Below are 24,932 nucleotides of genomic sequence, written 5' to 3'. Positions count from 1 at the left end.
ATTTAAAGCTCCATTTCTTTTCTTTGAGAATATATGTTTTGCAGAATTCCTAAAGCTAAAAAAGTTAAAACTAAATTATTGCCGCCATAACTAATAAAAGGCAGGGAAATGCCAATAATAGGCAAAAGCCCTAAATTCATGCCAATATTAATAAAAATTTGAGCCATCAAAATAATTCCTACTCCTGAAGCAAAAAGCCGTTGGAAATTACTTGAGCTTATTATAGCAATCTTAAAAATACGAAAAAGAACTATTAAAAACAGAATTAATATTGTAACCACGCCCATTAAGCCCATTTCTTCAGCAATAGAAGCAAAAATAAAATCTGTTTGCGGTTCTGACAAAAAGCCGTATTGGGTTTGAGAACCATGCCCAATGCCCTGTCCAAAAAGACCGCCAGAGCCAATAGCAATTTTGGACTGATTCTGGCTCCAGCCAACACCTAATGGCTCTAATTGCGGCTGAATAAAGCTTAAAATTCTGGACTTTTGATAATCTTTAAGCAAGAAAGACCAGCTTAAAGTAAAAATTAAAATACCGCAAAAAATTAAAATCAAAAAATGTTTTAATTTAATGCCGGAAATAACTAAAACACCGACCCATAAACAAAGCAAAATTAAAATTGATCCCAAATCAGGCTGGAAAAAGATTAAAGCAGATGGAATTAAAAAATAAACACTGGAAATCAAAATATGCCTCAAGCCATACATTTCAATATGCCTCATAGAAAAATACTTTGCCAATAAAATAATTAAAGCAAGCTTGGTAAACTCTATGGGATCAATAGAAATTCCTCCAATCTTATACCAGCCCCTGCTGCCTCTTATTTCCGGTGCAAAGAAAAACAGGCCTAATAAAGCCAAACAGCATAGGAAATAAAAAATCAAAATTGAATAAGGGCTGTTTTTAATGGCTCTGTAATCAAAAAAAGAAACAAGAAACATTAAAAGTATGCCTATGCTGAAAAAAATAATCTGTTTGTTGAAATTAAGAAAGCTATCTTTCCCTAATGAAGAGCTATAAAGAGACAAAAACCCGATAAAAACCAATAGAATAACACAGCCAATTAAAACCCAGTCTAACCTTTTAAGATGATGAATAAAGCTTTTTGTCATTTTATCATTCCTAAAAATTCTTTTTCTAAAATTATATTAATTCCCAATGCTTTTGCTTTTTCATATTTAGAACCAGGACTTTTGCCAACAACCAGAAAATCAGTATTCCTGCTTATTGAATTAGGCGTTTTGCCTCCTGATTCTTTTATTCTTTCTTTTGCTTTGTCTCTGGACATTGATTTCAATTCTCCGGTAAAAACAAAAGACCTACCGGTTAATTTACTGCTTTTTACTAATTTTTCTTTTTCTATCTTCACGCCGGCTTTGAACAAATCTCGCAAAAGCTGAATGTTTTCTTTTTGGGAAAACCAATTCTTAATACTTGTGGCTGCTTTTGGACCTATGCCATCAATTTGTTCAAAATATTCTTGATTTTTACTTTCAAAAAAATCAATTAAATTATTAATGCTTTGTATCTTGTGTCTTGTATCTTGTATCTTGCGAATAAGAAGTTCTGCTGTTTCCTCACCAATATATTTTATACCAAGAGAAATCAAAAACTTTGGCAAAGTTATTGTCCTGCTTTTCTCAATAGCTTGTATTAAATTAGAACTTGATTTTTCAGCAAATCCCCGAAGGAAAGCCTTCGGCTTCTTACGGTGCAAGCTTTCCAAAGGAATTATATCTCCTTTTTTCAATGTAAATAAATCAGCAGGGTTTGAAACTAATCCCTTGTCCATTAACTGGTCAATGATTTTTGGCCCTAATCCTTCAATATCAAATGCTTTCTTGGAAGCAAACCAAGAAAGTTTGTTTCTTTGCCTGGCTCCGCATTTTTTGTTTGAACAATAATGCGCTACCTCTCCTTTCGGCCTAACTACTTTTGAACCGCAAACAGGGCAGGCACCCGGAGTTTGAATATTTTTAGCATCTTTTGGCCTAAGCGCTGGCAAAAACCTATTAATATGAGGAATAACATCGCCAGCTTTTTCAACAATCACTGTATCGCCGGTCTTTACTCCCAGCCGCTTAATCTCATCAGCATTATGCAGGGTTGCCCTGGAAACAACGGCTCCGCCAATATTGACCGGCTTTAGGCAGGCAACTGGCGTAAGCCTGCCTGTTCTGCCAATTTGAAAAACTACTTTTTCTAAAATCGTTGCTGCCTGTTCACCAGGCCACTTAAAAGCAATTGCCCATCTAGGCGCCTTGCCTGTATAGCCAAGCTTGTTCTGATATTCCCTGCGATTTACTTTTACCACTATTCCATCTATCCAAAAATCCTTGGATTCTCTTTTTTTCTGCCAATCTTTCCAGAATTTTATTACTTCATCTATATTTTTACAATAATGAAAATTTTTATTTACCTTAAAACCAAGCTCCATTAATTTTTTCAGCTCTTGAATTTGGGTCTCTGGCACATCTTTTTCAGGCCAGGAATAATCGTAAATAAAACAGTCAAGCTTGCGTTCTTTAACGATTTTTGAATCAAGCTGGCGAATTGCGCCAGCAGCCGCGTTCCTGGGATTAGCGAACGAGGTCTGTCCTCGCTCTTTTCTCTGTTTATTCAACTTTTCAAAAACTGATTTTCTCATAAAAATCTCTCCTTCAACAACCACATCAATATTTTCTTTTATCCGTAAAGGAATTGATTCAATTGTTTTTAGATTTTGTGTGGCATCCTCACCGACTTTGCCGTCGCCTCTGGTTGCTCCAGTTTTCAAAACGCCTTTTTCATAAGTTAAAATAATATGCATGCCGTCAATCTTCAGTTCAGCAGTATAATTCATTTCTTGCGTTCCAAGCTCTTTTTTCATTCTCTTGTCAAAATTTCTAAGTTCGCTTTCATCAAAAACATCATTAAAAGACCATTGGGCAACAGTATGACGCACTTTTTTAAATTTATCTAATGGCTTCCCGCCTATTCTCTGGCTTGGAGAATCCTGTGTAATAAATTCAGGATATTTCTGCTCCAATTCAAAAAGCTCATGCTTTAAAGAATCCAAAGCCGCATCAGACATTATTGATTTATCTAAAACATGATAGCTATATCTTGCTTCTCGTATCACTTTTTTCAGTTTTTCAATTCTTTCTTTTGTCTGTTTCTTATCCATAATTAAATTATATCTCAAATAACCCCTTTTTAAAAGAAAAAACAGGGGTCGGGCCCCTGTGAAATTTCTGCACAATTACTTATCTAATCTCTATCCATTTTGCTCCAGCTCCAGTGCAGACATTAGAAGAATCTATAACAACGTCATCTTCTATGTCAAAAGTAAAGTTTGTTTCGTCAACAACAAGGGGAGTAACTATTATGTCTCCTGTTATGTCATGGGTTGGCACAGCACCTACTGAACTGCAAATCGGCGCAGCAGCGCTCGTAAAAGGCGGACAATCATATATCAAACCATCTTTAGACATCTTCAAAAAAATGCCATCTTTACCCCCTGCTCCCCAAGATGTGGTATTACCAACCATAAAATATCCTCTATCTAAAGTATAGTTTTCACTAAGATTAGAAAAAGAGTCCGAACCACCTCCTGCAAAATATTTTGTCCATTGCTCATTTCCATTATCATCAAATTTAACAAAAAAACCATGCCATTTGCCACCACCTACGTAGTAACTTCCCACACTAAAATAGCCTCCATCTAATGCTTTTTCTGGCCCGCCAAGCCCGCCCCAGCCACCTGGAGAAAAACATCTTGTTACCCACTCTTGATCACCACTACTATCTAATTTAATTAAAGTGCCACACATTTTTCTGAAAGAACCTCCAACACGATTATACATATCATAAGTGCTCATTATTTGCCCCCCATCTGAAGTTGTGATATTTGAAGCGCAATATTCACTTCTGTTGCTGTATCCAAATGTTTTTGCCCATTGTAAAATACCATTACTATTTAATTTAATAAGAAAAAGATCCTTATACCCCTCTCCGTATGATTCTGTGTCGCCCATAAGAATATATCCTGAACCAGCTAAATCCATTGATCCCCCCCTATCACAATTTACTCCTCCAAAAGTATACGCCCATTCCTGGTTTCCATTATCATCTAATTTTATGACAAGAGTATCTTCATCTCCGGCGCCATAAGATTTTGTTCCACCCCATAATATACACCCTCCATTTGAAGCGGCCGGAGTCAGTTTAATGTCAAGTGTTTCCTCAAAATCTGGTCCTCCAAAAGTCTTTTGCCATAGTGGATCTTTATTAGCATCTAATTTAAGTACAAATATATCATAATCTCCATTACCATAAGATTTTGTTTTGCCGGTTATAATATATCCTCCACTTGGCAACCTATGTGAAACTGCCTCGTAGATTGTCTCTCTATTATTTCCTCCAAACGCCTTTCCTAATTCTGGTGTTCCATCTGCATCTATATCCACAATAACAAAATCTCCTGCTGCAGCGTGAGGTCCATAAGATGTTGTATCCATAAGCAAACTATATCCTCCACCAGGAATTCGAAAGGCCTCTGATATCTCATCATCGCCTGTCCCTCCATAAACTTTTGCCCAGTTATTAATAATCCGAACAGTTCTTCTTTTTCCTTTCACTGTTCCAATAGATTCAATTCCTTCATCAGTATCCAGACAATATTCGCCTTCGCCAATATTATCACAAGTACCAGTTGGCGGCGTGCCTCCTCTTTTATAGGTTTCGTGCAAAGCATATTCCATTCCGCTATCAGCTACAAAAAAAGCTTGAATTGATTCTACTGTGGTCTTTGACATTCTCATTTCTTTAATAGTAACCAAAGTTAAACCAGCGCCAATGGATAAAATAGCGCCTAAAATGACGAGGGTGATTAATAAGGCGATTTGTCCTTTTTGATTATGAAAAATTTTAAAATACATAAGCGATTAGTTTAAAATTAATATATTCTTGGAGAAAGAGTGGTCTGGAAATCCATGCTTACTGCATCATCTTTTGAAGCAACAGTCATTGAGATAGTTACTCTTGGTTGGGGACTATTAGTTAAATCAAAATCATTAACATAGAAAATAAGATTAGTAATTTTTACTTTGCTGGAAGTGATCAAATGATTACTTGAAGGAGCAGCGCTTTCTTCTCTTTTTGCTAAATAATCTCCATTTGAATCGCAATTACCATTTTCGTCTGCTCTGCATAGTTTTATTGAAACAACTGAAGAATCAACAAAATCTATTTCTGAATCAAAGGTATCTGCTTCATCACTGGCAATTTCATAACCCATTCTAATTTCCCTGCTCATCATTTCCATTACATAGCGAGCATTGTCTTCTATTTCTTTTAATTGATTAACTCGCTCCTTGCCTTGCATACTGGAAACAAAAATTCCTATTGCAGCAGCAACAACTAATACAAAAATAGTTACTGCAACAAGAATTTCAATAAGAGTAAAAGCTTTTTTGTTATGTGTTATGTGTTCCATGTTATGTGTTATGTGTTATGTGATTTACTATCTCCAATTATACAAATGGTTTTCAAGAATGATGGTATGAGAATTCCCGCTGCGGTCAGTCCAATCAACTTGGGAAATTACTTTTACTTGGTCTGGCCAAAACTTAGCCATAACAATCTTAATAAAAGCGAACTTACGTGGATTCTCATCAATAACAAAAAACTCAGTAATAGTGATCTTACGAGTGAAAATTGTTGAAATCCAATCGTCTGGAAATTGAGCAGGGTTAGTGCTTTGCTTTTTTGACTGGCCATAAAATTTATCAATATCATCATAGTAAACATCTTCTTTCCAGCTTTCCGCAGCCCCTATATGACTAAGTCTCCATTTATCTGGGTCAGAAGGCCAATCATTTCTATTATTATCTGTAAAAATAGGAATAGAATTGCCAGAAGGAATATCTTGATCCCAAACCACACCTGCCAGCCAGTTGCTGTCACGGATGTTTCTCACCACTTCTATTCCCTCCTGCGCTAAATTAACAGCGATAATTTTCTCCGGGCTTGCCCTGCTGATAGAAACATTATAAACAATCAAACCTATGGCACCAACCAAGCCAACAATAAGCACTGTAATGGCAACCAAAACCTCAAGCAAACTGAAACCCTCACATTTTAACTTTTTAGCATTTAAACATTTAAACATACAAACAGTTATTTTTTAAATTTTTATTTTGTTTCTTTGAAACACCTTAACAACTCGTCCTCAATCAGTAATTTTCTTATATCTGAATTTGCTATTAAAGCGTAAGAAGGTTTATGCGACAAACCAATATATTCTATTTTCTTTTTCATTGAACGAGCTTTTTCAATTGCTGGGATAAGATCAGTGTCAGAGCTTACTAAAATTGCTGTATCATATATATTTTCACATGCCCCAGCTAATAAGTCAACTGCCATTAAAACATCAACTCCTTTTTCGTGATATTTATCAGTTTTTAACATATGGCCAAAACCTATTTCCCATCCTTGTTTTTGGAGCTTGCCTAATAATTTTCTTTGATTTTTCATTAATATTCTACTTTTGAGATTATTATATTCTTCTTTGATTGCTCCAATATAATATTTCTTTAAAACTAAACTTCTTTTGCTAATTAAAAATTGGGTAAATTTTTCATAATCAAAATTTAAAAGATTTGTAAGTTTTAATTCATTCTTTTAAACGATGATAGAAATTACTTCCGTCAATTATAATAAAAACTCTATTTTCCATAAAAGAAATAAAAAGCCCTGCACCTATAAAAAATAAGCACAGGGGGGGTTAACTACTTTAATCTTAACAAATCCAAAAATCTTGTCAAGTCCCCTTTTTAACTTTTTAGCATTTAAACATTTAAGCATATTATTAAGATATTAGTATGTTAATATGTTAACATGATTTACTGTATTTCAATCTTCCCGGCTGAAGTGACAGTGACAGTTCTAATAGAGCCGTCGGAAGCTGTAAGTTCAAAGTAAGGCAAAGGTGGAGGAGGAATAAGTGGATAATCTCCATTAATATAAGTAGTTCCACTTGGAGGAATAAAATAAATGCTTAAAGAAACTCCTTGAGTTATTGTAATGCCCGGAGCTACATCTGTAAAATCCACTGTTTCAAAATCTATACTACCCTGCCAGGGCGGATTGGGTCCTCCCCAGTGCTGAAATTTTGAACAATCTGTCTCGTTATAAAATATAACATATTTCTGTGTATTTGGAGTATAAATTCCATAGCCGCAAGGAACAATCTCATTACCCCATCCATCTATTTGAGTTGAAGCTGACATTGCCATGTTTTGGGCGCGGCGGAGGTCGCTTACCAATTGCCGAGCAGCGTTATCAAGCTCTACTGAAGGCCTGGGATTTACAAATACTGCTACTGCCATAAGAATAAGCATTATGGCAATAACAACCAAAACTTCAATCAAGGTCATTGCCTTATTCATTTTAACATTATAACATTTTAACATAAACTTTTAAAATTATTTCAAATTATCTCAAATTATTCCAAATCAATGTCAAATGACAAATTTCAAATTATTATTTTACTAAAATAAATTCAAATACCATCCAATTATCTGATTACCATAGAACATCGCTATAAATGTCCCAGTTACCAAAAACGGGCCAAATGGAACTTCTGATTTCAGAGTTTTCTTGCGGGCTAAAATCAAACCTATCCCTATTATAGCACCAATAAGAAAAGCAAGAAAGAGAGCAACAAAGATATTTGGCCAGCCGAGCAAAAGACCCATTAAAAAAGCCAGTTTTATATCGCCAATTCCCATACCCTTGCCGCGAGTGACAAGGACAATCGTTAAAAAAAAGGCGGAAGCGGCAAATGCTATACCAAGTGAATATAATAACGGCTTAAAATCCGAAATCCGAAATCCGAAATCCGAAACAAATTCCAAATTCAAAATTTCAAACAATTTATATAAAAAAACTATTGCTATAGCAGGAAAAATTACTTTGTCTGGGATAATGTAGTGCTTTAAGTCATAGACGAAAATCACAATCAAAAAACTAGTAATTGCGAATAGAGCGAGAAAATCCAAAATCCAAATTGTTCCAAATTGCTCCAAATCAAATCCAAAGCTCAAATGCCAAAAAATAAAAGTAAATAAACTTGCTGTTGCTATTTCTACTAATGGATACTGTAGAGAAATCTTTTTATAGCAATAACGGCATTTGCCTTTAAGGATTATAAAACTTAATACTGGAATTAAATCATACCAGGCAAGCTGATGCTTGCAATGGGGACAATAAGAGCGCCCTTTTAAAGCGCTCTCCTTTTTTTCTAACCTGTAAATAACACAATTCAAAAATGAACCAACTGTTAAACCAAAAATAAAAACAAAGATATAAAAAATAATATTTACCATTATTTTATTATACTAAATTATCCTAAAAATCAAAGCTAAACGAAGGTCGGGCCTTCGTTTAGCTCTTCAAGACAATATCTGGCAATTTTTTAATCTTGCTTTTGTACCTAATCCAATTTTCAATAAAATCTTTGCAACCTTTTTCTTTATTCATCATTTCTAACATAAAATTTCTATGGGTTACTGAAGGAAAATTCTTCTTGCCAATATAATCAGGATAACTTGACCATTTATAATCCTCTAAAAAACTAATGACTTTTTCTATATCTTGGATTCCAATTTCTTTCCATTTTGGCTCTATCAAAGATATGGAATTAACGTGAATATAAGCAAAAATAACTTGCAATTGTTCGTCTGTTTTAATATGAACCGGAAAAAATCTTCCTTGAAAAAGATAACCTTTTCGACTGTATTTTTTGTTAAAATAACTTGCATAACCTGAACCCAATTTTCTCATAAATTTAGTTATTCCATCATCTTTTATCTGCTTGAGCAATAAATGAACATGATTCGGCATAAAACAAAAACATAATATCTCTACTAACAAGTCTCTATTATCAACGAAGGCCCGACCTTGGTTTATGTTTTTCTTTGTGAGAGCTCGTTGCTCTCTTTTTTGTCTGATATCAACAGAGTTAATAGTATTAAATTCGTAAATGGAAAAAATTGCTCTATAATAATCATTTATATCTTTAAAAATCTCAGAGTCATTTACTCCTCTAATAATAATATGATAAATCTCATTATTAGCTAATTTGTGTTTTCTTGTTGGCATTTTAGATAAACGAAGGCCCGACCTTCGTGGATCTTCTGCTGAAAAATTTTACGGACAGGTATAACTGCCGGCTTTACAATGTAAAATACCAGGATCAACAGGTGTAGTGACTGCATTTCCAGTGCTGTCAACACAAAAATATTGTCTTGGATCAATGCCTACAACATTCAACTTGGAATATACGCAGTAATTATCTCCATCAGCATAACATTTTGCTTCACCACCATTTTTTGAAACTTCATCGTTAATAGCGGTTAATTCATTCTCATAACCAGAAATGTCTATTCTAATATCAGGACTATTACAAATGTTATCATATTTAAAATCATCGTCATAAATCATTTCAAAAATGGGCTTTATTTCTCTGATAGCTATTACAATTCTTGTATTTCTGGCTTTATCTTTTGCCTTGGTAAATGAAAAAATCATTGAAGTAAGAACTCCAATAACAGCAATAACTACTAATAATTCAATCAATGTAAAACCTTGTTTAGAGTATTTTTTAATTGTCATTAGTAGTAGTATTAATAATTATATCACAAAAAAGAAGCTTTACGAAAGACAGTCCTTCGTAAAGCTTCTTAAATAAATCTCAAAAAACAAATAAAGAATTTCTACAAATCAACAAGAATACTTTATGAATTATGGACAAGCACAAACAGGAGCTAGAGCAGTAGGGTGGGGAGATGCTGCAACAGTCGTACAAGCTACACCAGTAGAATCAATACAAAAATCACAAGTATCTACTGCTGATGAGCATAAATCTCCCCAAGCTGCGTAATCCTGTCCATCTGCTGAAACTACCACATTATAAGCTCCATCTTCACTGCAAGCAGGAGGCAATAAATTTGTAGGTATTGTATATCCTGTATAACTCTCAGCATTATCATAATGTATCTCTGTATCTGCTCTTACCTGACCTAATTCTCCTTTAATTTGAGCATCATAACCTTTATCTCTTGCGCCGGATAGGGAGACCAACACGATTGAGGACAGAATTCCGATAACAGCGATGACGACTAATAGTTCAATCAAGGTAAAACCTCGTTTAGTAAATTTTTTCATATTAAATTTAAATTAAAAGCTTTTAATTTTTCGACCTTTACCTTGTTAAATAAAATCTTTGATTTTCTTTCCGAAATTTTCGGAAAGATTTAACAGGGTGAATTATTTTCTTTTTTTATTATAACTCATTTTTGGAAATTGTACCTGTGGAAAACTCTGAGGGGGTAAAAGCATTTTAAAAAAATACTTTTACATTGCTGTTCCAATGAAGTCGTACATAGGGATAAAGACAGCAGCTGCAATGATTCCTACGATCAAAGCTAAAAACACAATCAATACTGGTTCAATAACGCTTAAAAGAACATCAAGAGCCCTTTCTACTTCTTTTTGAAAGAAAATAGCTATCTTGCTCAAGCTGTCTTCCAGCTGTCCTGTTTTTTCTCCAGTAGCAACCATCTGTGTAAAAATAGGCGGAAAATAATCAGGATACCTGACTAAAACAGAGTTTATGGTTCTTCCTTTCTTAACTCCTTCCTGGGTCTTTAAAACAATGTCTTTATAGATATTATTATTAACAATATCACTGCAGATTCTCAGGGCTTGGGCAATAGGCAGGCCGCCTGCAATTAAAGTAGAAAGATTCTGGGCAAAACGTGAGAGATAAAACATTTTCAAAAAATTGCCTAAAACAGGAATATTTAATATATGTTCGTCTATAAACTCCTTGCCTTCCTTAGTTTTCCTGAGATAGAAAAAAGCAAAACCTAAAAGACCTAAAACTAAAACCAGTATGATTAAAATCCAGTTCCTTAAAAATTCAGACGCGCCAAGAACTATCTTGGTGAATAAAGGCAGTTCATTTTCAGAAGCGGCAAATATGCCAGCAAACTGGGGCATAACAAAGAAAACAATTATGCCAATTACAATAAAAGAAACAAATATCACTAAAATTGGATAAATCATTGCCCCTTTTATTTTTGACATAAACTCATACTGCCTTTCCAAACGATCTGCTAAATACTTTAAAACTTCAGAAAGCTTTCCTGATGCCTCGCCTGACTTTATCATATTAACATAAAAAGGGGAAAAAACTTCCGGATATTTACTAAATGCCTCTGACAAAGATGTTCCTCCCTCTACTGTTTTGGCTATTTCTAAGACATTTTCTTTAAAAATAGGATTTTTTTGCTGCGAACCCAATGTTTCCAACGACTCTATTAAAGGAACATTTGCCTCAAACATCATAGAAAGCTGTCTGGAAAAAATCACTACATCTTTCTGGCTTACCATATTAAAAATCTTTATATCCCTTAACCAAACAGGAATAAGCTGGGATTCAACTAAAGAGACCACAAAAAGATTGTAGCTTTCTAAGATATCCGAAGCGCTTTCTTTTGAGCTTGCTTCTATAACACCCTCTTGCATTTCCCCTTCTTCTGTTCTTGCTTTGTATTTAAATTTCATGATAAAATGTCTAATTTAGTCTAAAAGTTTTTTTAGCTCAACAGGATTTGAAGAATAAGTCAAGGCATTTTTTAAAGCAACTTCTCTCTTGCGGACTAATTGGGCTAAAGCGTAATTTAAAGAAACCATTCCTTTCTTTCTGCTTGTTTCAATAACTAAAGGCAGTTCATGAATTTTGTTTTCCCGAATTAAATTAGCCACTGCCGGGCTGGAAAGCATTATTTCACAAGCTGGAATCAAACCGCCTCTAATTCTAGGCACTAAACGCTGCGAGATAACGCCGAGTAAAGAACCGGATAACTGGGCTCGAATCTGATCCTGTTGTTCTGCTGTAAAACTGTCAACAATTCTATGAATTGTCTGAGACGCAGAATTAGTATGCAAAGTAGCAAAAACTAAATGCCCGGTTTCTGCAGCAGTAATAGCTGTAGCTATGGTTTCCGGATCCCTCATCTCGCCCACCATAATCACATCCGGATCCTGGCGAAAAGTTGAACGGAGCGCCCTGGCAAATGATAAAGTATCTTGATAAACTTCTCTTTGGTCAATCACTGATTTATCGTCATCAAAAACATATTCAATAGGATCCTCAATAGTAATAATATGGTCTGTCCTTGTATGGTTTATTTCGTCAATCATAGCAGCTAATGTAGTGGACTTGCCATGACTTGATGGTGCGGTAACAATAACGAAACCTTGAACTTGCTTGGTAAATTCATGGAGAATAGGCGGCAAACCCAGCTCTTCAATAGTTCTAATTTTAAAAGGAATCAAACGGAGAGCGCAGGAAACATTTCCTCTTTGATAAAAGATATTTACCCTGAATCTGGCTTTATCCTCAAAATGGTAGGAAAAATCAATTTCTTTTTGCTGTGAAAATCTTTGCTGCTGTTCCTCTGTCATTAAAGCTAAAGCCAATCCCTGTGTATCTGTTGTTGATAACTTGCTTTTTTTAGTCAAAGGAATTAAACGGCCGCTAATTCTTAAAACTGGAGGGTGATCAACAGAAAGATGGAGGTCAGATGCCTGTTCTTGAACCGTTAATTGAAGCAGTTCATTAAGTTGTTCTTGATAAGTAGCCATAATTTTATTTGAGTATTTTTTTAATTTCCTCCACTACCTCTGCAGGAGTATAATGGGCTTTAATAAGATATTTTTGAACGCCTAAATCCAGTCCTCGTTTTACTTCTACTTTCTGGCCAAGATTAGAAAGAATAATTACTGGTATTGCTTTCCATTGAGCATTTTTTTTAAGTTCAGATAAAACTTCCCAGCCGTCAACTTGCGGCAAAACAATGTCTAAGACCAAAATGTCTGGAATCTCTTTTTTTAATAATTCAAATGCTTTTTTTCCGTTTTTTGCCACTTGCACGGCAAAATCATCCTGTTCCAGCTTAGTAGTATAAATATCTATTAAAAAAGGATCATCTTCAACTAATAAAATATTTTTCATAATTTTTATTCTTCTTCCTTTGTAACCCTAATCACTTCTTCTATAGAAGTAACTCCATTTAAAACCTTAATTATGCCGTCTTGAGCCATTGTAACCATACCCTGCCTTTTTGCCTCTTTTTGGAAATTATTTTCTGACGGCTCCTTTAAAACTATTTCTGAAAGCTCTTTAGTCATTTCCAAAATTTCAAAAAGAGCAACCCTTCCAGTGTATCCCTGCATCCTGCATTTTTTACATCCCTTTGCCTGCCAAATAGATATAGGTTCATCAACTTTAATTCCTGCTTTAGTAGAAACTGGCAAAAAATTTATTTCTTTTAAAATCTTTTCTCTAACTTTAATATTCGCCTTTACTTTTTCTTTACAAAAAGGACAAAGCCGCCTTACTAATCTTTGCGCCAAAATTGCGCTTAAGCTTGGGGGCAGTAAAAATGGCTCTATTCCCAAGTCAATTAACCGAGGCATAGCGCCAACAGCTGTATTTGTATGAAGGGTAGACAAGACAATATGCCCGGTTAAAGCAGCATGAACAGCTAATTCTGCTGTCTCTTTATCTCTAATTTCACCCACCATAATCACATCCGGGTCCTGCCTTAAAATAGAACGCAATGCTGTAGCAAAACCGTAGCCAATCTCTTCTTTTGTCTGGGACTGGTTAATACCTTCCATAAAATACTCCACTGGATCTTCTATTGTAACAATATTTACTCCTTCCCTATTTAAAATCTGTAAAACAGCATATAATGTAGTGCTTTTTCCTGAGCCAGTAGGCCCAGTTGATAAAATCATTCCATAAGGTCTTTCAGCTGCTTTGTTTAAAATTTCAAGATTTCTTCCGTCTAATCCTAATCTTTTAAAATCTTTTAATCCCTTGGACGGGTCAAGAACTCTCATCACTACTTTCTCGCCCAATATAGTAGGGAAAGTAGAAACCCTGAAATCAATATCTTTATTGCTAATTTTAGCGCCAATCCTGCCGTCTTGAGGAACCCTAGTTTCGTCAATTTTTAGCTCTGCTAAAATCTTAATCCGAGCTACCACTGCCGGATGAATTTTTAAAGGTAAAAAAAGTGAGGAATGCAATATTCCATCAAGACGAAACCTTACTCTCAGCTGTTCTCTTATTGGTTCAATGTGGATATCAGAAGCATTCCCGTCTACAGAGTGTTTTAGAATTACAGAAACAATTTTGGAAATAGGAGCCTCTTCTCCCAGCTTTTCTAATTCAGCCGCTTTCTTAGAAATTTCAACTTCATCTTCAGCTATTTCTGTTTCCACCTCTGTAAGCGCCTTTTTTACTTCTTTTTTAAGGGTCCAATATCGTTTTAAAAGCTCCCTGAAATTAGATAAAGTGATTAGATAAACTCTGAAAGAATAGCCTTCGCGTCTTGTTAAAAATTTTAAAGCTTCCTGGGCTTTTAAATTATCCGGATAAACCATCCCTATCTCCAATGTCCTATCTTTTTTACTAATAGGAACCATATGATAAAACTCAGCAGCATCTCTGGGAATTAATCTCAAAACTTCTAAAAGAACTTCTGATGGCTCAACTTCTTTTAAAGGAACCTTCAAACTCTCGCTTTTTAATTGGAATAAAGCATCTTCCTTAATTATTCCTTGTTGTAAAATTATTTCTTCTTCTCTTTTACCAGATAATTCTATTTCCTTTTTTAAAGAAGCAGCTGCTTTTTTATTTAAGACACCTTTTTCTACTAACTGATTTATCAAACTCATTTAAACATATTAACATACTAACATATTAACATATTAACAAAAAATGAAATCAGAAATGTTTAAATGCTAAAATGTTAAAATGTTAAAATGTTTTAGTATGTAATAAACGGGTTTTCTCTGCCTATTTCTATTTCTTCTGAAGGATAAGAAATTTCTTCAAATGGTTCAAGCATCTGCACAAAAGGATTTTCTAAAATATTAAAATTGATACTGATTTCTTGTAATCCAAAACTAGTACCTAAAGGGATTGACGGCTGTTTTACAAAAAAGCTTTTACTAAAAACAAATAAAGCTATTATAACCAAAACAATAAGAATTATAATTAAATACACTAATCTTTTTTGTTTGTCTTCGTTTAAATTCAGGTTCATAATATTAATTAATAAGAATAAACTTTCATTTGTAACTCAAAAAGAAAAGTATCTAAAGAATAATCAGGCATTCCTGTATACATTGTCATTCCTCCAAAGGAAAAAAAAGTCAGGGTCTCTGTCTCAATCAAGCGCGCTGATTTTTCTAAGACCGAAAGAAAGTTTTTAAAAGAAGAATAAGAACCAGCAACACTAATGGAAAATGTGTTTTCTTTGATGTCTGATGCTCCTGTTTCTTCTGTCTTTGTTGTTTTTGTTGTTTTTCTTGAAGAGCTTAATGCTGCTGATGTTAAAGAAACCCCGTTTTCATTAGCTGTCCTTTGAATAAAATTCAGGACTGAAGGCATGGCAGGTTTGTCTGGCAAAGCTGAATTAATTTTTGCCATTGATTCTTCGTATTCTGCTAATTTTTTGTTTTGAGAAGCAAGATCCTCAAAATAATCATTTATCTTTTCAAGAGCCACTTTTCTTCCTTCAAGTTGATAATCTTTAGCATCTAATTCTTCATATTTTGGCAAAAGCACAAAAAAGGCCAGTAAAATGACGATTAAAGATGTAATGGTTATAAAAATAATAGGTCTTTTCATTGTTGTTTACCCTGTTAAATAATTTTGCCTTCGGCAAAATTGCTGCGAAGCAGCATTTAACAGGGTGAATTATCTAATCAAATCAAATATTTTAGGACTTAAAGAAATATCCAAATTAAAATCTATGCCTCCGTCTTCCATTAAAGATATATTAGAAAGCTCTACGCTTTTTATATCGCTTTGCGCCTGCAAAACAAGAAGCTGTTCGCCCAATGTTTTAAAGTTAGATGTTGTGCCGGAAAGCGCAAGGATTAAATTTGCGCTGGAAAAATTAAAACCTGCAAATACTACCTCTGGATGGGTGAAACTCTCAATGAAACTAAAAAGCTGGGAATATAATCTATGCTCTTTTAGTATATTTGAAAAATCATTTATTTTCTTTTCTTTTTCAAGAAGATTTTCTTTAAGCTCTTTGTTTTCCTTGCTTTGCTCCTGTTCGGATATTTTTGCTTCTACTTTGTTTAACGCTTCATCTGTTTTTTGTAGAGAGTATGCCAAAACAAAATAACTCAAAACCGACAATATAAGCAAAATAAAACAAAAATAAAAAACCCAATCCAGCCAAGGTTTTCTTTCTATTTCTTTTTTTGGAATAACATTAAAAGCCATGCTTTTTGATTTTAATTTTTCTCTTTTTTTATTTTACCTCTTTCTTCTATATTATACAACACTTTCTAATCCTTTCAAAGCGGAACCAACTGCTATGCCATAAGACGCCCCCATTTTTTTAAGAATTTCAGTCAATGGAGAAGGGCAGACAATATTTGCAAAAGGGTCGGCAATAACTGTTTTTATCCCCAGCTGTTCTGAAAAATATTCTTTCAATCCAGGAGTTAAAGCTCCTCCGCCAGCTAAAAATATTTTAGACACCTTGTCATTTCCAGATTGAGAAAAAGAGCCAGAGAGTTTTTTAATTTCTTTTAAAATTAAACCAATCAATGGATATAGTATCTCTTCCTCTTTGGTGCCCTTTCTTATGCCGATTTCTCTCTTAAGCCGTTCAGCTTCATTATAATCAATATTCAAAGATCTGGAAAGAGAATAAGTAAGCTCATTGCCGGAAACATCAAAGCTGTGGCTTGACAGCAAAACTCCGTTCTTAATTACACTGCAAGTGGTGCTTCTTCCTCCAATATCTACTAAGATTATAACTCCTTTATTTTTTTTAATCAATGATCTCACTAAACTGAAAACTTCTGCCTCTAGGGCTAAAAGTTCTAAACCGGCTATTTTGGCAATCTCTTGATATTTCAAAATTACTTCATTCGGAACTGTTACTAAAAGAATTTTCAGTTTAGTGCCTGTTATCTCCTTGTTAAAAAGATTTTTCTTTTTACTCGGCGTCCCCTCAATAATTGCCCAATCAATTTTCATATCTGAAAGCGGTAGAGGAATATATTTTCCTGCTTTAAATTTTATAGCTTCAGGAATTTCTTTTTCCCTCATGGGCGGCAAATCAAAACTAGTGAAAAAAGTAGAAAAATCAGGAATGGAAAATACAGTCTTTTTTGCGCGAAAGCCAGCTTCTTCTGTTAGAACAGAAATTGCTTTTGAAACTTCTTTGGTTGAAGAAGAAAGAAAAGAAATATTTTTATTGCCTTGGACATCCATCCTGGAATCATCAAATTCAATACCTTCCACAGGTATTTCGCCGTAGTTCTCTAATCTTATATTTTCTTTTGGCTTGGACAGCTCAATGATTTTAATAGAACTAGTTCCAATATCAACGCCAAGGCAATTTTTAATTTGTTTCCCGCTGAATAAACCCATAAACAAAGTTTGCTAAAATTCAGTTTTTATTATACCATCATCTAAAAGAAAATGAAAATTTATAAAATAAAAGGTTTTTTAATAGACGCTCTATTTCCTAAATTTTGTTTAAATTGCGGAAAAGAAGGAGATTATCTTTGTTCTGATTGCTTATCTTTAATTGATGTTTTAGAATATTCCAGTTGCTTAAAGCTTGCAAAACTTAATGGCGTCTTTTTCGCTGTTTCCTATGAAGACAAAATTATTAAAAAACTAATTAGACAATTCAAGTATAAGCCATTTGTCAGGGACTTAGCAAAAACATTAGCTTCTTTAATAATAACTCATTTTTATTTATTAAACAATATTAGATTTCTTTTATCAGGAGAACCTGTTTTAATGCCAGTGCCTTTGGACAGAAAAAAAATAAAAATGCGCGGCTTTAACCAATCAGAAGAAATCGCTAAACAACTTTCTCAAGTTTTAAAAATTCCATTAGCAAGACAGGGTTTAATTACAATAAAAGAAACTCAATCACAAACAGAACTGTCAAAAAAACAAAGAAAAGAAAATATTAAAAACGCTTTTGCTTGTAAAAATATTGAAGAAATAAAAAACAAAAAAATTCTTTTGATTGACGATGTTTTTACTACTGGCGCGACTCTTGAAGAATGCGCTAAAGTATTAAAATCTGCTGGCGCCAAAGAGGTTTGGGGAATAACCGTGGCAAGAGAACCATAATATTGACTAAACATCATTTTATAGATAGAATTATAGTATAGGAGAGGTGGCCCAATGGTACGGCAAGAGATTGCTAATCTCTCGCGGTGTAAAAAGCCGCTTGTGGGTTCAAATCCCGCCCTCTCCGCCTTCGCTCGCCGAAGTCCCGCTAAAAGCGGAACGAAGGCGGGCTTTTGTCCCCATAGCTTAATGGATAAAGTACAACTTTGCGGAAGTTGCGATGAAGGTTCGACTCCTTCTGGGGGCACGTGGACGGTTAGCTCAATGGCAGAGCATCGCGTTTACATCGCGGAGGTTATAGGTTCAAATCCTATACCGTCCACAATTAAAAACTGGAAAAGAATTGCCGGGGTAGCTCATTGGTAGAGCATTTCTCTGAAAAAGAAAGGGTAGTGGGTTCGATTCCCCCTCCCGGCACTTTATAAATAATTATCCACATTGACTAAAAATTGAACTTTAGATATTATAAAAATATAAAAGCTGTCTTAAGTTCAATGAGAAAAGATAAAAATCTTGCTATTAATTTAAGAAAACGAGGAAAAAGCTACAATGAAATAGCAAGAATTTTGAAAGTTCCTAAAAGCACTCTTTCATATTGGCTTAGAAATATAAAAATGTCGCCAACAGCTGAAACGAAATTTTGGGATAGAACAAGAAAAAAAAGAGCAAAAAGCATAACTGAATTTAACAAAAAACGAGCCGAAGCTGCGAGAGAAAAATCTGAAAAATTTCAAAAAATCGCATCAAAAAACATAAATCAATTTAACAAAAGGGAATTACTTTTAGTAGGAACGGCTCTTTATTGGGCTGAAGGTTGTAAAAAAACTAGATGGGCATTACAATTTTCTAACAGCGACCCTGTGATGATAAAGTTGATGATAAAATTTTTTAAGAAAATTTGTGGAATTCCTAAAGAAAAAATAAGGGCTACTATTCAAATTCATTCTAATGTTACATCTGAAAAAGCAATCAATTACTGGTCTAGGATTAGTGGAGTATCAAAAACTCAATTTACGAAATGTTACTCACGATTGACTCCGAGTAGTAAACAAAAACGTCCTTTTAATACTCTTCCTTATGGAACACTAAGAATCGCAATATACGATATACAAGTAACGAATAAAGTTAAAGGGTGGATTCAGGGTATTTCAAAAAAATTTTAATGCGGGAGTAGTTCAGTGGTAGAACGTCTCGTTGCCAACGAGAAGATCGCGGGTTCAATCCCCGTCTCCCGCTCCATAGCGTATTTGGCGGCTTCGCTGCCCCCACCGCCTCGCGGCTTCGCCGCTCGGCGGATAAAAAATCATTTCCCCTAAACCCCTTTTCTTTTTGCCCGCCCGCTTTTTAGCTTTGCTGAAATTTTTTTCGGGGAGTGACAAGGCATATTGAAAAAGTCAAAAAAGATAATTTCGCTTTACATTATTGAAATAATTTAGCATCATTTTAGTAAACAAAAACTAAAAATAAGATAATCCTTAATACCTATTTGAATAGTATTAAATTATTAGTCAAATGTCAACAAGAAAATTATCTACAATAGCAAAAAGCATAAAGTATTATCGGAAAAGGTTTAATCTATCACAAGATAAACTTTCTAAACTTGCTGGCGTTGCTTATAATACTATTGTAAAGATTGAATCGGGCGAAAACTCAAATCCCACTATTGAAACTTTAACGAAAATTGCTAAAGCATTAAAGGTAGATATTAGCGATTTGATAAAATAAAGGTTGCTTACATAAAAACATTTCGTATAAAATAAATTATAAAGAAAATTACTATGGATTCAAAAATTAAAATTTTGATTGGAGTTTTAATTATTGATATTGTTTTAATTGGCGGATTGTGGATTTGGAGTGAGCAGAAAGAAGTAGGACCACCAGAAAATGTTATCCAACCAAGCGATATAGAATTAATAACCTGTAACGAAGACGATGATTGCATTTTAGTACTTCATTATATATGTATGTGCCACTGTGATAAGTGTGCCAAAGCGATGGCAATAAACAAAAAGTATTTAGATTATTGGAATACCTATGATTTGAGTAAAGTTAAGCCTGATTGTAGAGAAACGGTGTGTCCAATGTGGATGCCACCGCCAGGATATTGTACAGAACATTGCAATGATAATTTTTATAGATATAACGCAAAATGTAGAAACAATAAATGTATCGCAAAGCCGGCGAATGGCACATTAATTATCAGCACTTCTCCAAAAATAGAATATGAAATAGGAGAAACTATTAATATACGCGTGGAAAACCGGGTTGGCAATCCTGTAAATATGGGGGTTGAAAATGGATGTAAAGGTAATATCTATGTAATATCAAAATATGACGAAGGAAAATGGGTAGATTTTCCTGAAACTTGTGGTGGATGCAATGTAGATATAAGCACTTCTATAGGAACTAATCAAGTCAAAATATTCTTCTGGAATCAGTCAGTTTTTACTAATCGTGAAGATTGTGCATTAAGAAGTGCGCCATTAGGTGTATATAGAATTAAAATTAAATATTGGGATGCTGACGGCTTTAAAATTGCATACTCAAATGAATTTACGATTAAAGAAAAATCAGCGATTGATCCTTTGTGTATAAAAAAAGTTAAAATAATTGGTGATTGTGATGCAGAAGTACAAGGATACGAATTTAATTTAGACACTGAAAAATGTATCGCAGTAGATGGTAGTGGTTGCTCAGTTGAGACACCTTTTAATAGTTTAGAAGAGTGTCAGAAAGTTTGTGAGAAAAAGGAGGCTGACGACAAATATAAAATATATCTGAAATCAAGACAATTTATTCCCGGGTCCGGGATATCAGACGCTCTAAAATCCAGTTTAATAACTACATCGCATAAACAGATACACGTTCTACTTCAATTCTATCATATTCCAAATAACGATGAGCGCGATCGGAACTTTCGAATCTGAATGTAATCCTTTGCGGTTATATTCACAACAACGCTTATTTCGCCTCTATCCCAACTAAATATTTAACAGACATATACAATCTTTCATTTATCAGATGGGTTGGAGAGATTTTTCCAGAAGATAAAATATCGGGAAATATAAAAGAAGGAAAAATCGGTAATTGGGCAATCAATGAAGACGGGACTATAAATGTGATAGTTGTATTTTTTAAAGACGTACTTCCTGAAGATGCTAAAAACATCATCAAAAAATATAATGGGATTATCAAAAGTGAAGTGGGCATGTTAAATGACATTACAATTTCTATTTCCAAAAATATAATTAATGAAATCGCAAAAGAAGATGCTGTTCAATGGATTGAATTAGTCCCTCCTCCAGAAACGACCTTTAACGAGTAAATGAGCACTCTTACTTCGCTACGATCGGTTCCGGGTCTATTGACCTCGTTTAACATCAGATATACGGTTCTATTTCATTCCGTCCAAATGTTTTATGGCGCTTCATATATCTGGAATACGTTTTATGAAATTCCGAACCCCGACTTTGAAATAATAAATTAAAGAGGAAAATAATATGACAAAAGGTATAACTGTGCAAATCAAACCGAAAAAATTTTCGGCAAAGCCAAAAAACGGGCGGGTAAAAAGAAAAGGGGTTTAGGGGAAATGAATTTTTGCCCGCCTGCGTCAGGATTTTGCTGGTAAAAAATTCTAACTTTTTTCAATAACCCGCTCCAACCTTAAAAACCCTTGACAAACTCTCTTGACTTGCTAAGATGGCATAATCCCTGTGAAAGGGATTTTTAAATTGCTTTATTTAACAAATAAAGCAAGACAAAGAATGAATAAAGAAAATTACAAAAAGTATATTCTAGCAACGTTTATTACGGCAATATTTGTTTTTGTTTGCTTTTTATTTTATTCTAAAATTAATAAGGTAGAAGCTGAAGCAGAAGTAGAAGAGCAAGAAACCAATCTTGATTTTGAATTTGCCGCTATTCAAGGAAGCGCTCTTTTGCCTCTTTCTCCTATCCCGCAAACAGAAATAAAGATTGTGAAGAAAATAAGGGTTTTAACCACTGCCTATTCCAGCACTGTTTGGCAGACCGATGATACGCCTTTTATTACTGCTTCTGGAACTTATGTTAAAGACGGAATTGTAGCCAACAATCTACTTTCTTTTGGAACAAAAATCCGTATTCCTGAAATTTACGGAGATAAAATTTTTGTGGTGGAAGACAGAATGCATTGGAAAAAAGGGTATTATCATGTTGATATATGGTTTTCTTCTTATTTGGACGCAAAAACCTTTGGAGTAAAAAACACCTATATTGAGGTGATCAAAGAAATTTAAAATCTGTCTGAAAATAATTAAAATAATTAAAAACACTCTGATTAAAAACCAGTGTGTTTTTTTTATGTGTCACAAATCAGCACGATCGTTCTACTTTGTGACCTGTGTTAAACACTCGGTGTTTAACATCTAAATTTGAGCAAAGCGAAAATTTTATGTGCCCGGAGAGGGGGTCGAACCCTCACGGATAAAAATCCAATGGATTTTAAGTCCATCCTGGCTACCAGTTACAGCACCCGGGCATTTTGAGGCCTGGGCGAGATTTGCACTCGCGTAAAACGGTTTTGCAAACCGCTCCCTAACTGCTTGGGTACCAGGCCACAATTAAAGCTTACCAGATTTAGTTCTGTTTTTCAACCTTAATTTTATCTAAAATCTCCTCTATTTTTTCTGTTTTTTGAACCTGTTTTTCTTGTAAAAATTCAATGCGTGGAATCGGCCTCATTCTTAAGCGCTTATTCAATAATTGCTGGAGATTATAGATGTTGTTTTTTAACATTATAAAAGCCTCTTTTGCCTCTTTTTCAGGCCCAGCACCAGAGCGAGCTCGGTGCGAGGTAGATATGACATTGATATAAACCCTTGCTGAATATAGGTTTGGCGCTGCTTCCACCTTAATAATAGTAACTAAAACATTTTCAGGAAAATTCATTTCCTCTAAAATAATCTGCGACAATTCCCTTTTGATAAGCTCATTAACTTTTCTAATTCTTTCACTCATAGTTCTCCTTTTTCCCTCACTTCTTTATAAAAAACCACCTCATCTCCTAATTCAATCTTGACATCTCCTTGATAAAGAATTCCTATTTCCTCGCCTTTGCCTGCTTTTTCAATATCTTTTTTGTTTTTCTGAAGATTTATCATCTTGCCTCTGCCAATTTTTTCCTCTCCACGATAAACCTCTATTTTTAAGCCCTTTTCCACTTCACCCTCAATAATTTTACCTCCAACAATCTGGCGATTTTTCTCTGACATAAACACTACTAATGTTTTAACCCTGCCTATATCCTTGCGGACTATCTCTGCGCTTAAAACTTTTTCCATCATTAAGCGAACTTCTTGAAAAAGCTCATAAATAATATCAAAGCATTTTATCCTTATTTTTTCTTGCTCAGCAAACTTTAGGGCAATAGGATTTTTCTTTACCCGAAAACATAAAATTTTGGCTTTAGCTGGTTTTGCCAATCTAACATCATTTTCATTAACTTCGCCTACCTCGCTTTTTAAAATTCTTAAAGCAACTTTTTCTTGAGGCAGTTTTTTAATCTCTTGTTCTATTGCTTCCAAAGAGCCAGAAACATCTGCCTTTAAAATGAGATTCAAAATCTTTTTAGAAGAATCAACAGGCAGGACCTGTCTTGTCTCGCGCTTTCTCTCTTTTTTCTCAATGTATTTTTGAGCTGCTCCAATATCAGAATAAACATTAAACTTTTCTCCAATTTGAGGCACTCCTTCTAACCCTAAAACAATGATCGGCTGCGATGGCATAGCTTTTTCAATTTGCTTGCCCTGAAAATCCTCTAAAATCTTAATTTTTCCTAAAACAGAACCAGTTCCTATAATATCTCCTTTTTTTAAAATTCCATCCCTTAAAACAAGAGTGGCAGTTGGACCGCGATGGCTGTCTAAATATGCCTCTATAATCACGCCTTGTCCTGGCTTAGATAAATCCCCTTTTAATTCTTGTATTTCAGCAAGCAACAAAATAAGCTCTAATAATTCTGATATTCCTTTGCCTGTCTTGGCTGAAACATTAACTGTAGGCACTTTGCCGCCCATTGACTCTGCTAAAACATCTTGTTGGGAAAGCTCTCTTTTTACTTTTTCAGGATTTGCTTCTGGCTTGTCTGTTTTATTGATTGCCACAATCATTGGAATGCCTGCTTTTTTTATATGATTTATTGCCTCTTTGGTCTGCGGCTTAATCCCTTCTTCTCCAGCAACTACTAAAATAGCAATATCAGCTACTTTAGCTCCTCTGGAACGCATAGCTGAAAACGCTTCATGTCCAGGTGTATCAATAAAAGTAATTTTCTTGCCGGCTTCATCTACCTCATAAGCTCCAATATGCTGGGTAATGCCGCCTGACTCCCTTTCAATTACTTTTGTTTTTCTAATAAAATCTAAAATCGCTGTTTTTCCATGGTCAACATGGCCTAAAACAACCACTACCGCAGGTCTAGTTTGAAAATTTTCTTGTTTTTTTTGTTTTTTGAGTTCCATGTACTACGAGTTTTTAAAATGTCGTATCAAATGTCGCAATGTTTATTGCTTAACCTGGTTAAGTAATACTTCCCATTTTCAATTATACTTAAGCGGAGAAAACAGATTTTTTAAATTCTGGGGTGCGGGCGTGGCGAAGCCCGAAGGGCGAAGGGGGGCTGAATTTGAAAAATTTTGTT

27 protein-coding genes and 7 tRNA genes are annotated in these 24,932 nt (G+C 34.5%); 11 read left to right on the top strand and 23 right to left on the bottom strand.

Annotation, left to right across the window (positions count from 1 at the left end; genetic code table 11):
• Nucleotides 1-2 precede the first annotated feature (2 nt).
• The 19 genes from rodA to pilM all read right to left on the bottom strand — a co-directional run bounded on the left by rodA (nt 3) and on the right by pilM (nt 17,530).
• Nucleotides 3-1,115: a rod shape-determining protein RodA gene (rodA, locus tag KAT95_03325; GenBank protein MCK4520862.1), complete on the bottom strand. Its 1,113-nt coding sequence runs from the start codon at nt 1,113-1,115 to the stop codon at nt 3-5.
• Entirely contained in the window at nt 1,112-3,169 is a 2,058-nt protein-coding gene (ligA, locus tag KAT95_03320) for an NAD-dependent DNA ligase LigA (GenBank protein MCK4520861.1), read from the bottom strand. The genes rodA and ligA overlap by 4 nt, the downstream gene beginning before the upstream one ends.
• A gap of 79 nt (nt 3,170-3,248) precedes the next feature.
• The gene (locus KAT95_03315; protein ID MCK4520860.1) at nt 3,249-4,922 is read right to left on the bottom strand and encodes a pilus assembly PilX N-terminal domain-containing protein; all 1,674 of its coding nucleotides are present in this window, start codon (nt 4,920-4,922) and stop codon (nt 3,249-3,251) included.
• 17 nt (nt 4,923-4,939) lie between these two features.
• Nucleotides 4,940-5,479 carry a prepilin-type N-terminal cleavage/methylation domain-containing protein gene (locus tag KAT95_03310; GenBank protein MCK4520859.1) on the bottom strand — a complete coding sequence of 180 codons (540 nt, stop codon included), beginning with the start codon at nt 5,477-5,479 and terminating at the stop codon, nt 4,940-4,942.
• A 27-nt stretch (nt 5,480-5,506) separates the two neighbouring features.
• Complete coding sequence (locus tag KAT95_03305) at nt 5,507-6,154, bottom strand: prepilin-type N-terminal cleavage/methylation domain-containing protein (protein ID MCK4520858.1); 648 nt, start codon at nt 6,152-6,154, stop codon at nt 5,507-5,509.
• Nucleotides 6,155-6,177: 23 nt separating this feature from the next.
• Nucleotides 6,178-6,603, bottom strand: a complete 426-nt coding sequence (locus KAT95_03300; GenBank protein MCK4520857.1) for an NYN domain-containing protein — start codon at nt 6,601-6,603, stop codon at nt 6,178-6,180.
• A gap of 284 nt (nt 6,604-6,887) precedes the next feature.
• Complete coding sequence (locus KAT95_03295; protein ID MCK4520856.1) at nt 6,888-7,457, bottom strand: type II secretion system protein; 570 nt, start codon at nt 7,455-7,457, stop codon at nt 6,888-6,890.
• A gap of 78 nt (nt 7,458-7,535) precedes the next feature.
• Nucleotides 7,536-8,372 (bottom strand): prepilin peptidase, encoded by an 837-nt coding sequence (locus KAT95_03290; GenBank protein ID MCK4520855.1) that lies wholly within the window; start codon nt 8,370-8,372, stop codon nt 7,536-7,538.
• Between the two features lie 58 nt (nt 8,373-8,430).
• On the bottom strand, nt 8,431-9,147 hold the full coding sequence (locus tag KAT95_03285) for a transposase (GenBank protein MCK4520854.1): 717 nt from the start codon (nt 9,145-9,147) through the stop codon (nt 8,431-8,433).
• Between the two features lie 48 nt (nt 9,148-9,195).
• Nucleotides 9,196-9,660 (bottom strand): type II secretion system protein, encoded by a 465-nt coding sequence (locus tag KAT95_03280; GenBank protein MCK4520853.1) that lies wholly within the window; start codon nt 9,658-9,660, stop codon nt 9,196-9,198.
• Nucleotides 9,661-9,789: 129 nt separating this feature from the next.
• Nucleotides 9,790-10,212, bottom strand: a complete 423-nt coding sequence (locus KAT95_03275; protein MCK4520852.1) for a type II secretion system protein — start codon at nt 10,210-10,212, stop codon at nt 9,790-9,792.
• A gap of 189 nt (nt 10,213-10,401) precedes the next feature.
• Nucleotides 10,402-11,616: a type II secretion system F family protein gene (locus KAT95_03270; GenBank protein MCK4520851.1), complete on the bottom strand. Its 1,215-nt coding sequence runs from the start codon at nt 11,614-11,616 to the stop codon at nt 10,402-10,404.
• Nucleotides 11,617-11,631: 15 nt separating this feature from the next.
• Nucleotides 11,632-12,699, bottom strand: a complete 1,068-nt coding sequence (locus tag KAT95_03265; GenBank protein MCK4520850.1) for a type IV pilus twitching motility protein PilT — start codon at nt 12,697-12,699, stop codon at nt 11,632-11,634.
• A gap of 4 nt (nt 12,700-12,703) precedes the next feature.
• Nucleotides 12,704-13,069 carry a response regulator gene (locus KAT95_03260; GenBank protein ID MCK4520849.1) on the bottom strand — a complete coding sequence of 122 codons (366 nt, stop codon included), beginning with the start codon at nt 13,067-13,069 and terminating at the stop codon, nt 12,704-12,706.
• Nucleotides 13,070-13,074: 5 nt separating this feature from the next.
• A complete protein-coding gene (locus tag KAT95_03255; protein MCK4520848.1) occupies nt 13,075-14,802 on the bottom strand; it encodes a type II/IV secretion system protein in 1,728 nt (575 codons plus the stop codon).
• Between the two features lie 92 nt (nt 14,803-14,894).
• Nucleotides 14,895-15,173, bottom strand: coding sequence for a hypothetical protein (locus KAT95_03250; protein MCK4520847.1), 279 nt, complete (start codon nt 15,171-15,173; stop codon nt 14,895-14,897).
• 8 nt (nt 15,174-15,181) lie between these two features.
• Nucleotides 15,182-15,760: a type 4a pilus biogenesis protein PilO gene (pilO, locus tag KAT95_03245; GenBank protein MCK4520846.1), complete on the bottom strand. Its 579-nt coding sequence runs from the start codon at nt 15,758-15,760 to the stop codon at nt 15,182-15,184.
• Nucleotides 15,761-15,829: 69 nt separating this feature from the next.
• Nucleotides 15,830-16,369 (bottom strand): hypothetical protein, encoded by a 540-nt coding sequence (locus KAT95_03240; GenBank protein ID MCK4520845.1) that lies wholly within the window; start codon nt 16,367-16,369, stop codon nt 15,830-15,832.
• A 51-nt stretch (nt 16,370-16,420) separates the two neighbouring features.
• Complete coding sequence (gene pilM / locus KAT95_03235; GenBank protein MCK4520844.1) at nt 16,421-17,530, bottom strand: type IV pilus assembly protein PilM; 1,110 nt, start codon at nt 17,528-17,530, stop codon at nt 16,421-16,423.
• Nucleotides 17,531-17,581: 51 nt separating this feature from the next.
• Between pilM and KAT95_03230 the strand changes: the two genes are divergently transcribed.
• The 11 genes from KAT95_03230 to KAT95_03180 all read left to right on the top strand — a co-directional run bounded on the left by KAT95_03230 (nt 17,582) and on the right by KAT95_03180 (nt 22,530).
• Nucleotides 17,582-18,250 carry a ComF family protein gene (locus KAT95_03230; GenBank protein MCK4520843.1) on the top strand — a complete coding sequence of 223 codons (669 nt, stop codon included), beginning with the start codon at nt 17,582-17,584 and terminating at the stop codon, nt 18,248-18,250.
• Between the two features lie 40 nt (nt 18,251-18,290).
• A tRNA-Ser gene (locus KAT95_03225) sits at nt 18,291-18,377 on the top strand.
• A gap of 48 nt (nt 18,378-18,425) precedes the next feature.
• Nucleotides 18,426-18,497 (top strand) — tRNA-Arg (locus KAT95_03220).
• Between the two features lie 3 nt (nt 18,498-18,500).
• A tRNA-Val gene (locus tag KAT95_03215) sits at nt 18,501-18,572 on the top strand.
• A 23-nt stretch (nt 18,573-18,595) separates the two neighbouring features.
• Nucleotides 18,596-18,667 (top strand) — tRNA-Phe (locus KAT95_03210).
• A 77-nt stretch (nt 18,668-18,744) separates the two neighbouring features.
• Complete coding sequence (locus tag KAT95_03205) at nt 18,745-19,413, top strand: hypothetical protein (protein MCK4520842.1); 669 nt, start codon at nt 18,745-18,747, stop codon at nt 19,411-19,413.
• A gap of 1 nt (nt 19,414) precedes the next feature.
• Nucleotides 19,415-19,489: transfer RNA gene (locus tag KAT95_03200), tRNA-Gly, on the top strand.
• Nucleotides 19,490-19,762: 273 nt separating this feature from the next.
• Nucleotides 19,763-19,975, top strand: a complete 213-nt coding sequence (locus KAT95_03195) for a helix-turn-helix transcriptional regulator (GenBank protein ID MCK4520841.1) — start codon at nt 19,763-19,765, stop codon at nt 19,973-19,975.
• 53 nt (nt 19,976-20,028) lie between these two features.
• On the top strand, nt 20,029-21,177 hold the full coding sequence (locus KAT95_03190) for a hypothetical protein (protein MCK4520840.1): 1,149 nt from the start codon (nt 20,029-20,031) through the stop codon (nt 21,175-21,177).
• A 191-nt stretch (nt 21,178-21,368) separates the two neighbouring features.
• Nucleotides 21,369-21,575, top strand: coding sequence for a hypothetical protein (locus KAT95_03185; GenBank protein MCK4520839.1), 207 nt, complete (start codon nt 21,369-21,371; stop codon nt 21,573-21,575).
• A 391-nt stretch (nt 21,576-21,966) separates the two neighbouring features.
• Nucleotides 21,967-22,530, top strand: coding sequence for a 3D domain-containing protein (locus tag KAT95_03180; GenBank protein ID MCK4520838.1), 564 nt, complete (start codon nt 21,967-21,969; stop codon nt 22,528-22,530).
• Nucleotides 22,531-22,688: 158 nt separating this feature from the next.
• Here the strand turns inward: KAT95_03180 and KAT95_03175 are convergent.
• From KAT95_03175 to infB, 4 genes are all read right to left on the bottom strand, one after another.
• A tRNA-Leu gene (locus KAT95_03175) sits at nt 22,689-22,772 on the bottom strand.
• Between the two features lie 6 nt (nt 22,773-22,778).
• Nucleotides 22,779-22,850: transfer RNA gene (locus KAT95_03170), tRNA-Cys, on the bottom strand.
• A gap of 20 nt (nt 22,851-22,870) precedes the next feature.
• Nucleotides 22,871-23,251, bottom strand: coding sequence for a ribosome-binding factor A (locus tag KAT95_03165; GenBank protein ID MCK4520837.1), 381 nt, complete (start codon nt 23,249-23,251; stop codon nt 22,871-22,873).
• Complete coding sequence (gene infB / locus KAT95_03160; protein MCK4520836.1) at nt 23,248-24,753, bottom strand: translation initiation factor IF-2; 1,506 nt, start codon at nt 24,751-24,753, stop codon at nt 23,248-23,250. Before infB ends, KAT95_03165 begins: the two co-directional genes overlap by 4 nt.
• Nucleotides 24,754-24,932: the final 179 nt, after the last annotated feature.

It is taken from the genome of Candidatus Parcubacteria bacterium (genome assembly GCA_023131895.1).
In the GTDB taxonomy this organism is placed as follows: Bacteria; Patescibacteriota; Minisyncoccia; order Minisyncoccales; family JAGMDC01; genus JAGLYZ01.
This window is presented reverse-complemented; position numbering and strand designations above follow the sequence as displayed.

Excerpts from the sequence above, each read along its gene's own strand:
- ligA (MCK4520861.1), bottom strand. The coding sequence starts at position 3,169 with ATGGATAAGAAACAGACAAAAGAAAGAATTGAAAAACTGAAAAAAGTG.
- KAT95_03165 (MCK4520837.1), bottom strand. The coding sequence starts at position 23,251 with ATGAGTGAAAGAATTAGAAAAGTTAATGAGCTTATCAAAAGGGAATTG.
- KAT95_03265 (MCK4520850.1), bottom strand. The coding sequence starts at position 12,699 with ATGGCTACTTATCAAGAACAACTTAATGAACTGCTTCAATTAACGGTT.
- KAT95_03195 (MCK4520841.1), top strand. The coding sequence starts at position 19,763 with ATGTCAACAAGAAAATTATCTACAATAGCAAAAAGCATAAAGTATTAT.
- KAT95_03275 (MCK4520852.1), bottom strand. The coding sequence starts at position 10,212 with ATGAAAAAATTTACTAAACGAGGTTTTACCTTGATTGAACTATTAGTC.
- KAT95_03280 (MCK4520853.1), bottom strand. The coding sequence starts at position 9,660 with ATGACAATTAAAAAATACTCTAAACAAGGTTTTACATTGATTGAATTA.
- rodA (MCK4520862.1), bottom strand. The coding sequence starts at position 1,115 with ATGACAAAAAGCTTTATTCATCATCTTAAAAGGTTAGACTGGGTTTTA.
- KAT95_03290 (MCK4520855.1), bottom strand. The coding sequence starts at position 8,372 with ATGGTAAATATTATTTTTTATATCTTTGTTTTTATTTTTGGTTTAACA.
- KAT95_03270 (MCK4520851.1), bottom strand. The coding sequence starts at position 11,616 with ATGAAATTTAAATACAAAGCAAGAACAGAAGAAGGGGAAATGCAAGAG.
- KAT95_03190 (MCK4520840.1), top strand. The coding sequence starts at position 20,029 with ATGGATTCAAAAATTAAAATTTTGATTGGAGTTTTAATTATTGATATT.
- KAT95_03240 (MCK4520845.1), bottom strand. The coding sequence starts at position 16,369 with ATGGCTTTTAATGTTATTCCAAAAAAAGAAATAGAAAGAAAACCTTGG.
- KAT95_03310 (MCK4520859.1), bottom strand. The coding sequence starts at position 5,479 with ATGGAACACATAACACATAACAAAAAAGCTTTTACTCTTATTGAAATT.
- KAT95_03315 (MCK4520860.1), bottom strand. The coding sequence starts at position 4,922 with ATGTATTTTAAAATTTTTCATAATCAAAAAGGACAAATCGCCTTATTA.
- infB (MCK4520836.1), bottom strand. The coding sequence starts at position 24,753 with ATGGAACTCAAAAAACAAAAAAAACAAGAAAATTTTCAAACTAGACCT.
- KAT95_03295 (MCK4520856.1), bottom strand. The coding sequence starts at position 7,457 with ATGTTAAAATGTTATAATGTTAAAATGAATAAGGCAATGACCTTGATT.
- KAT95_03285 (MCK4520854.1), bottom strand. The coding sequence starts at position 9,147 with ATGCCAACAAGAAAACACAAATTAGCTAATAATGAGATTTATCATATT.
- KAT95_03230 (MCK4520843.1), top strand. The coding sequence starts at position 17,582 with ATGAAAATTTATAAAATAAAAGGTTTTTTAATAGACGCTCTATTTCCT.
- KAT95_03250 (MCK4520847.1), bottom strand. The coding sequence starts at position 15,173 with ATGAACCTGAATTTAAACGAAGACAAACAAAAAAGATTAGTGTATTTA.
- pilM (MCK4520844.1), bottom strand. The coding sequence starts at position 17,530 with ATGGGTTTATTCAGCGGGAAACAAATTAAAAATTGCCTTGGCGTTGAT.
- KAT95_03255 (MCK4520848.1), bottom strand. The coding sequence starts at position 14,802 with ATGAGTTTGATAAATCAGTTAGTAGAAAAAGGTGTCTTAAATAAAAAA.
- KAT95_03305 (MCK4520858.1), bottom strand. The coding sequence starts at position 6,154 with ATGTTTAAATGTTTAAATGCTAAAAAGTTAAAATGTGAGGGTTTCAGT.
- pilO (MCK4520846.1), bottom strand. The coding sequence starts at position 15,760 with ATGAAAAGACCTATTATTTTTATAACCATTACATCTTTAATCGTCATT.
- KAT95_03205 (MCK4520842.1), top strand. The coding sequence starts at position 18,745 with ATGAGAAAAGATAAAAATCTTGCTATTAATTTAAGAAAACGAGGAAAA.
- KAT95_03260 (MCK4520849.1), bottom strand. The coding sequence starts at position 13,069 with ATGAAAAATATTTTATTAGTTGAAGATGATCCTTTTTTAATAGATATT.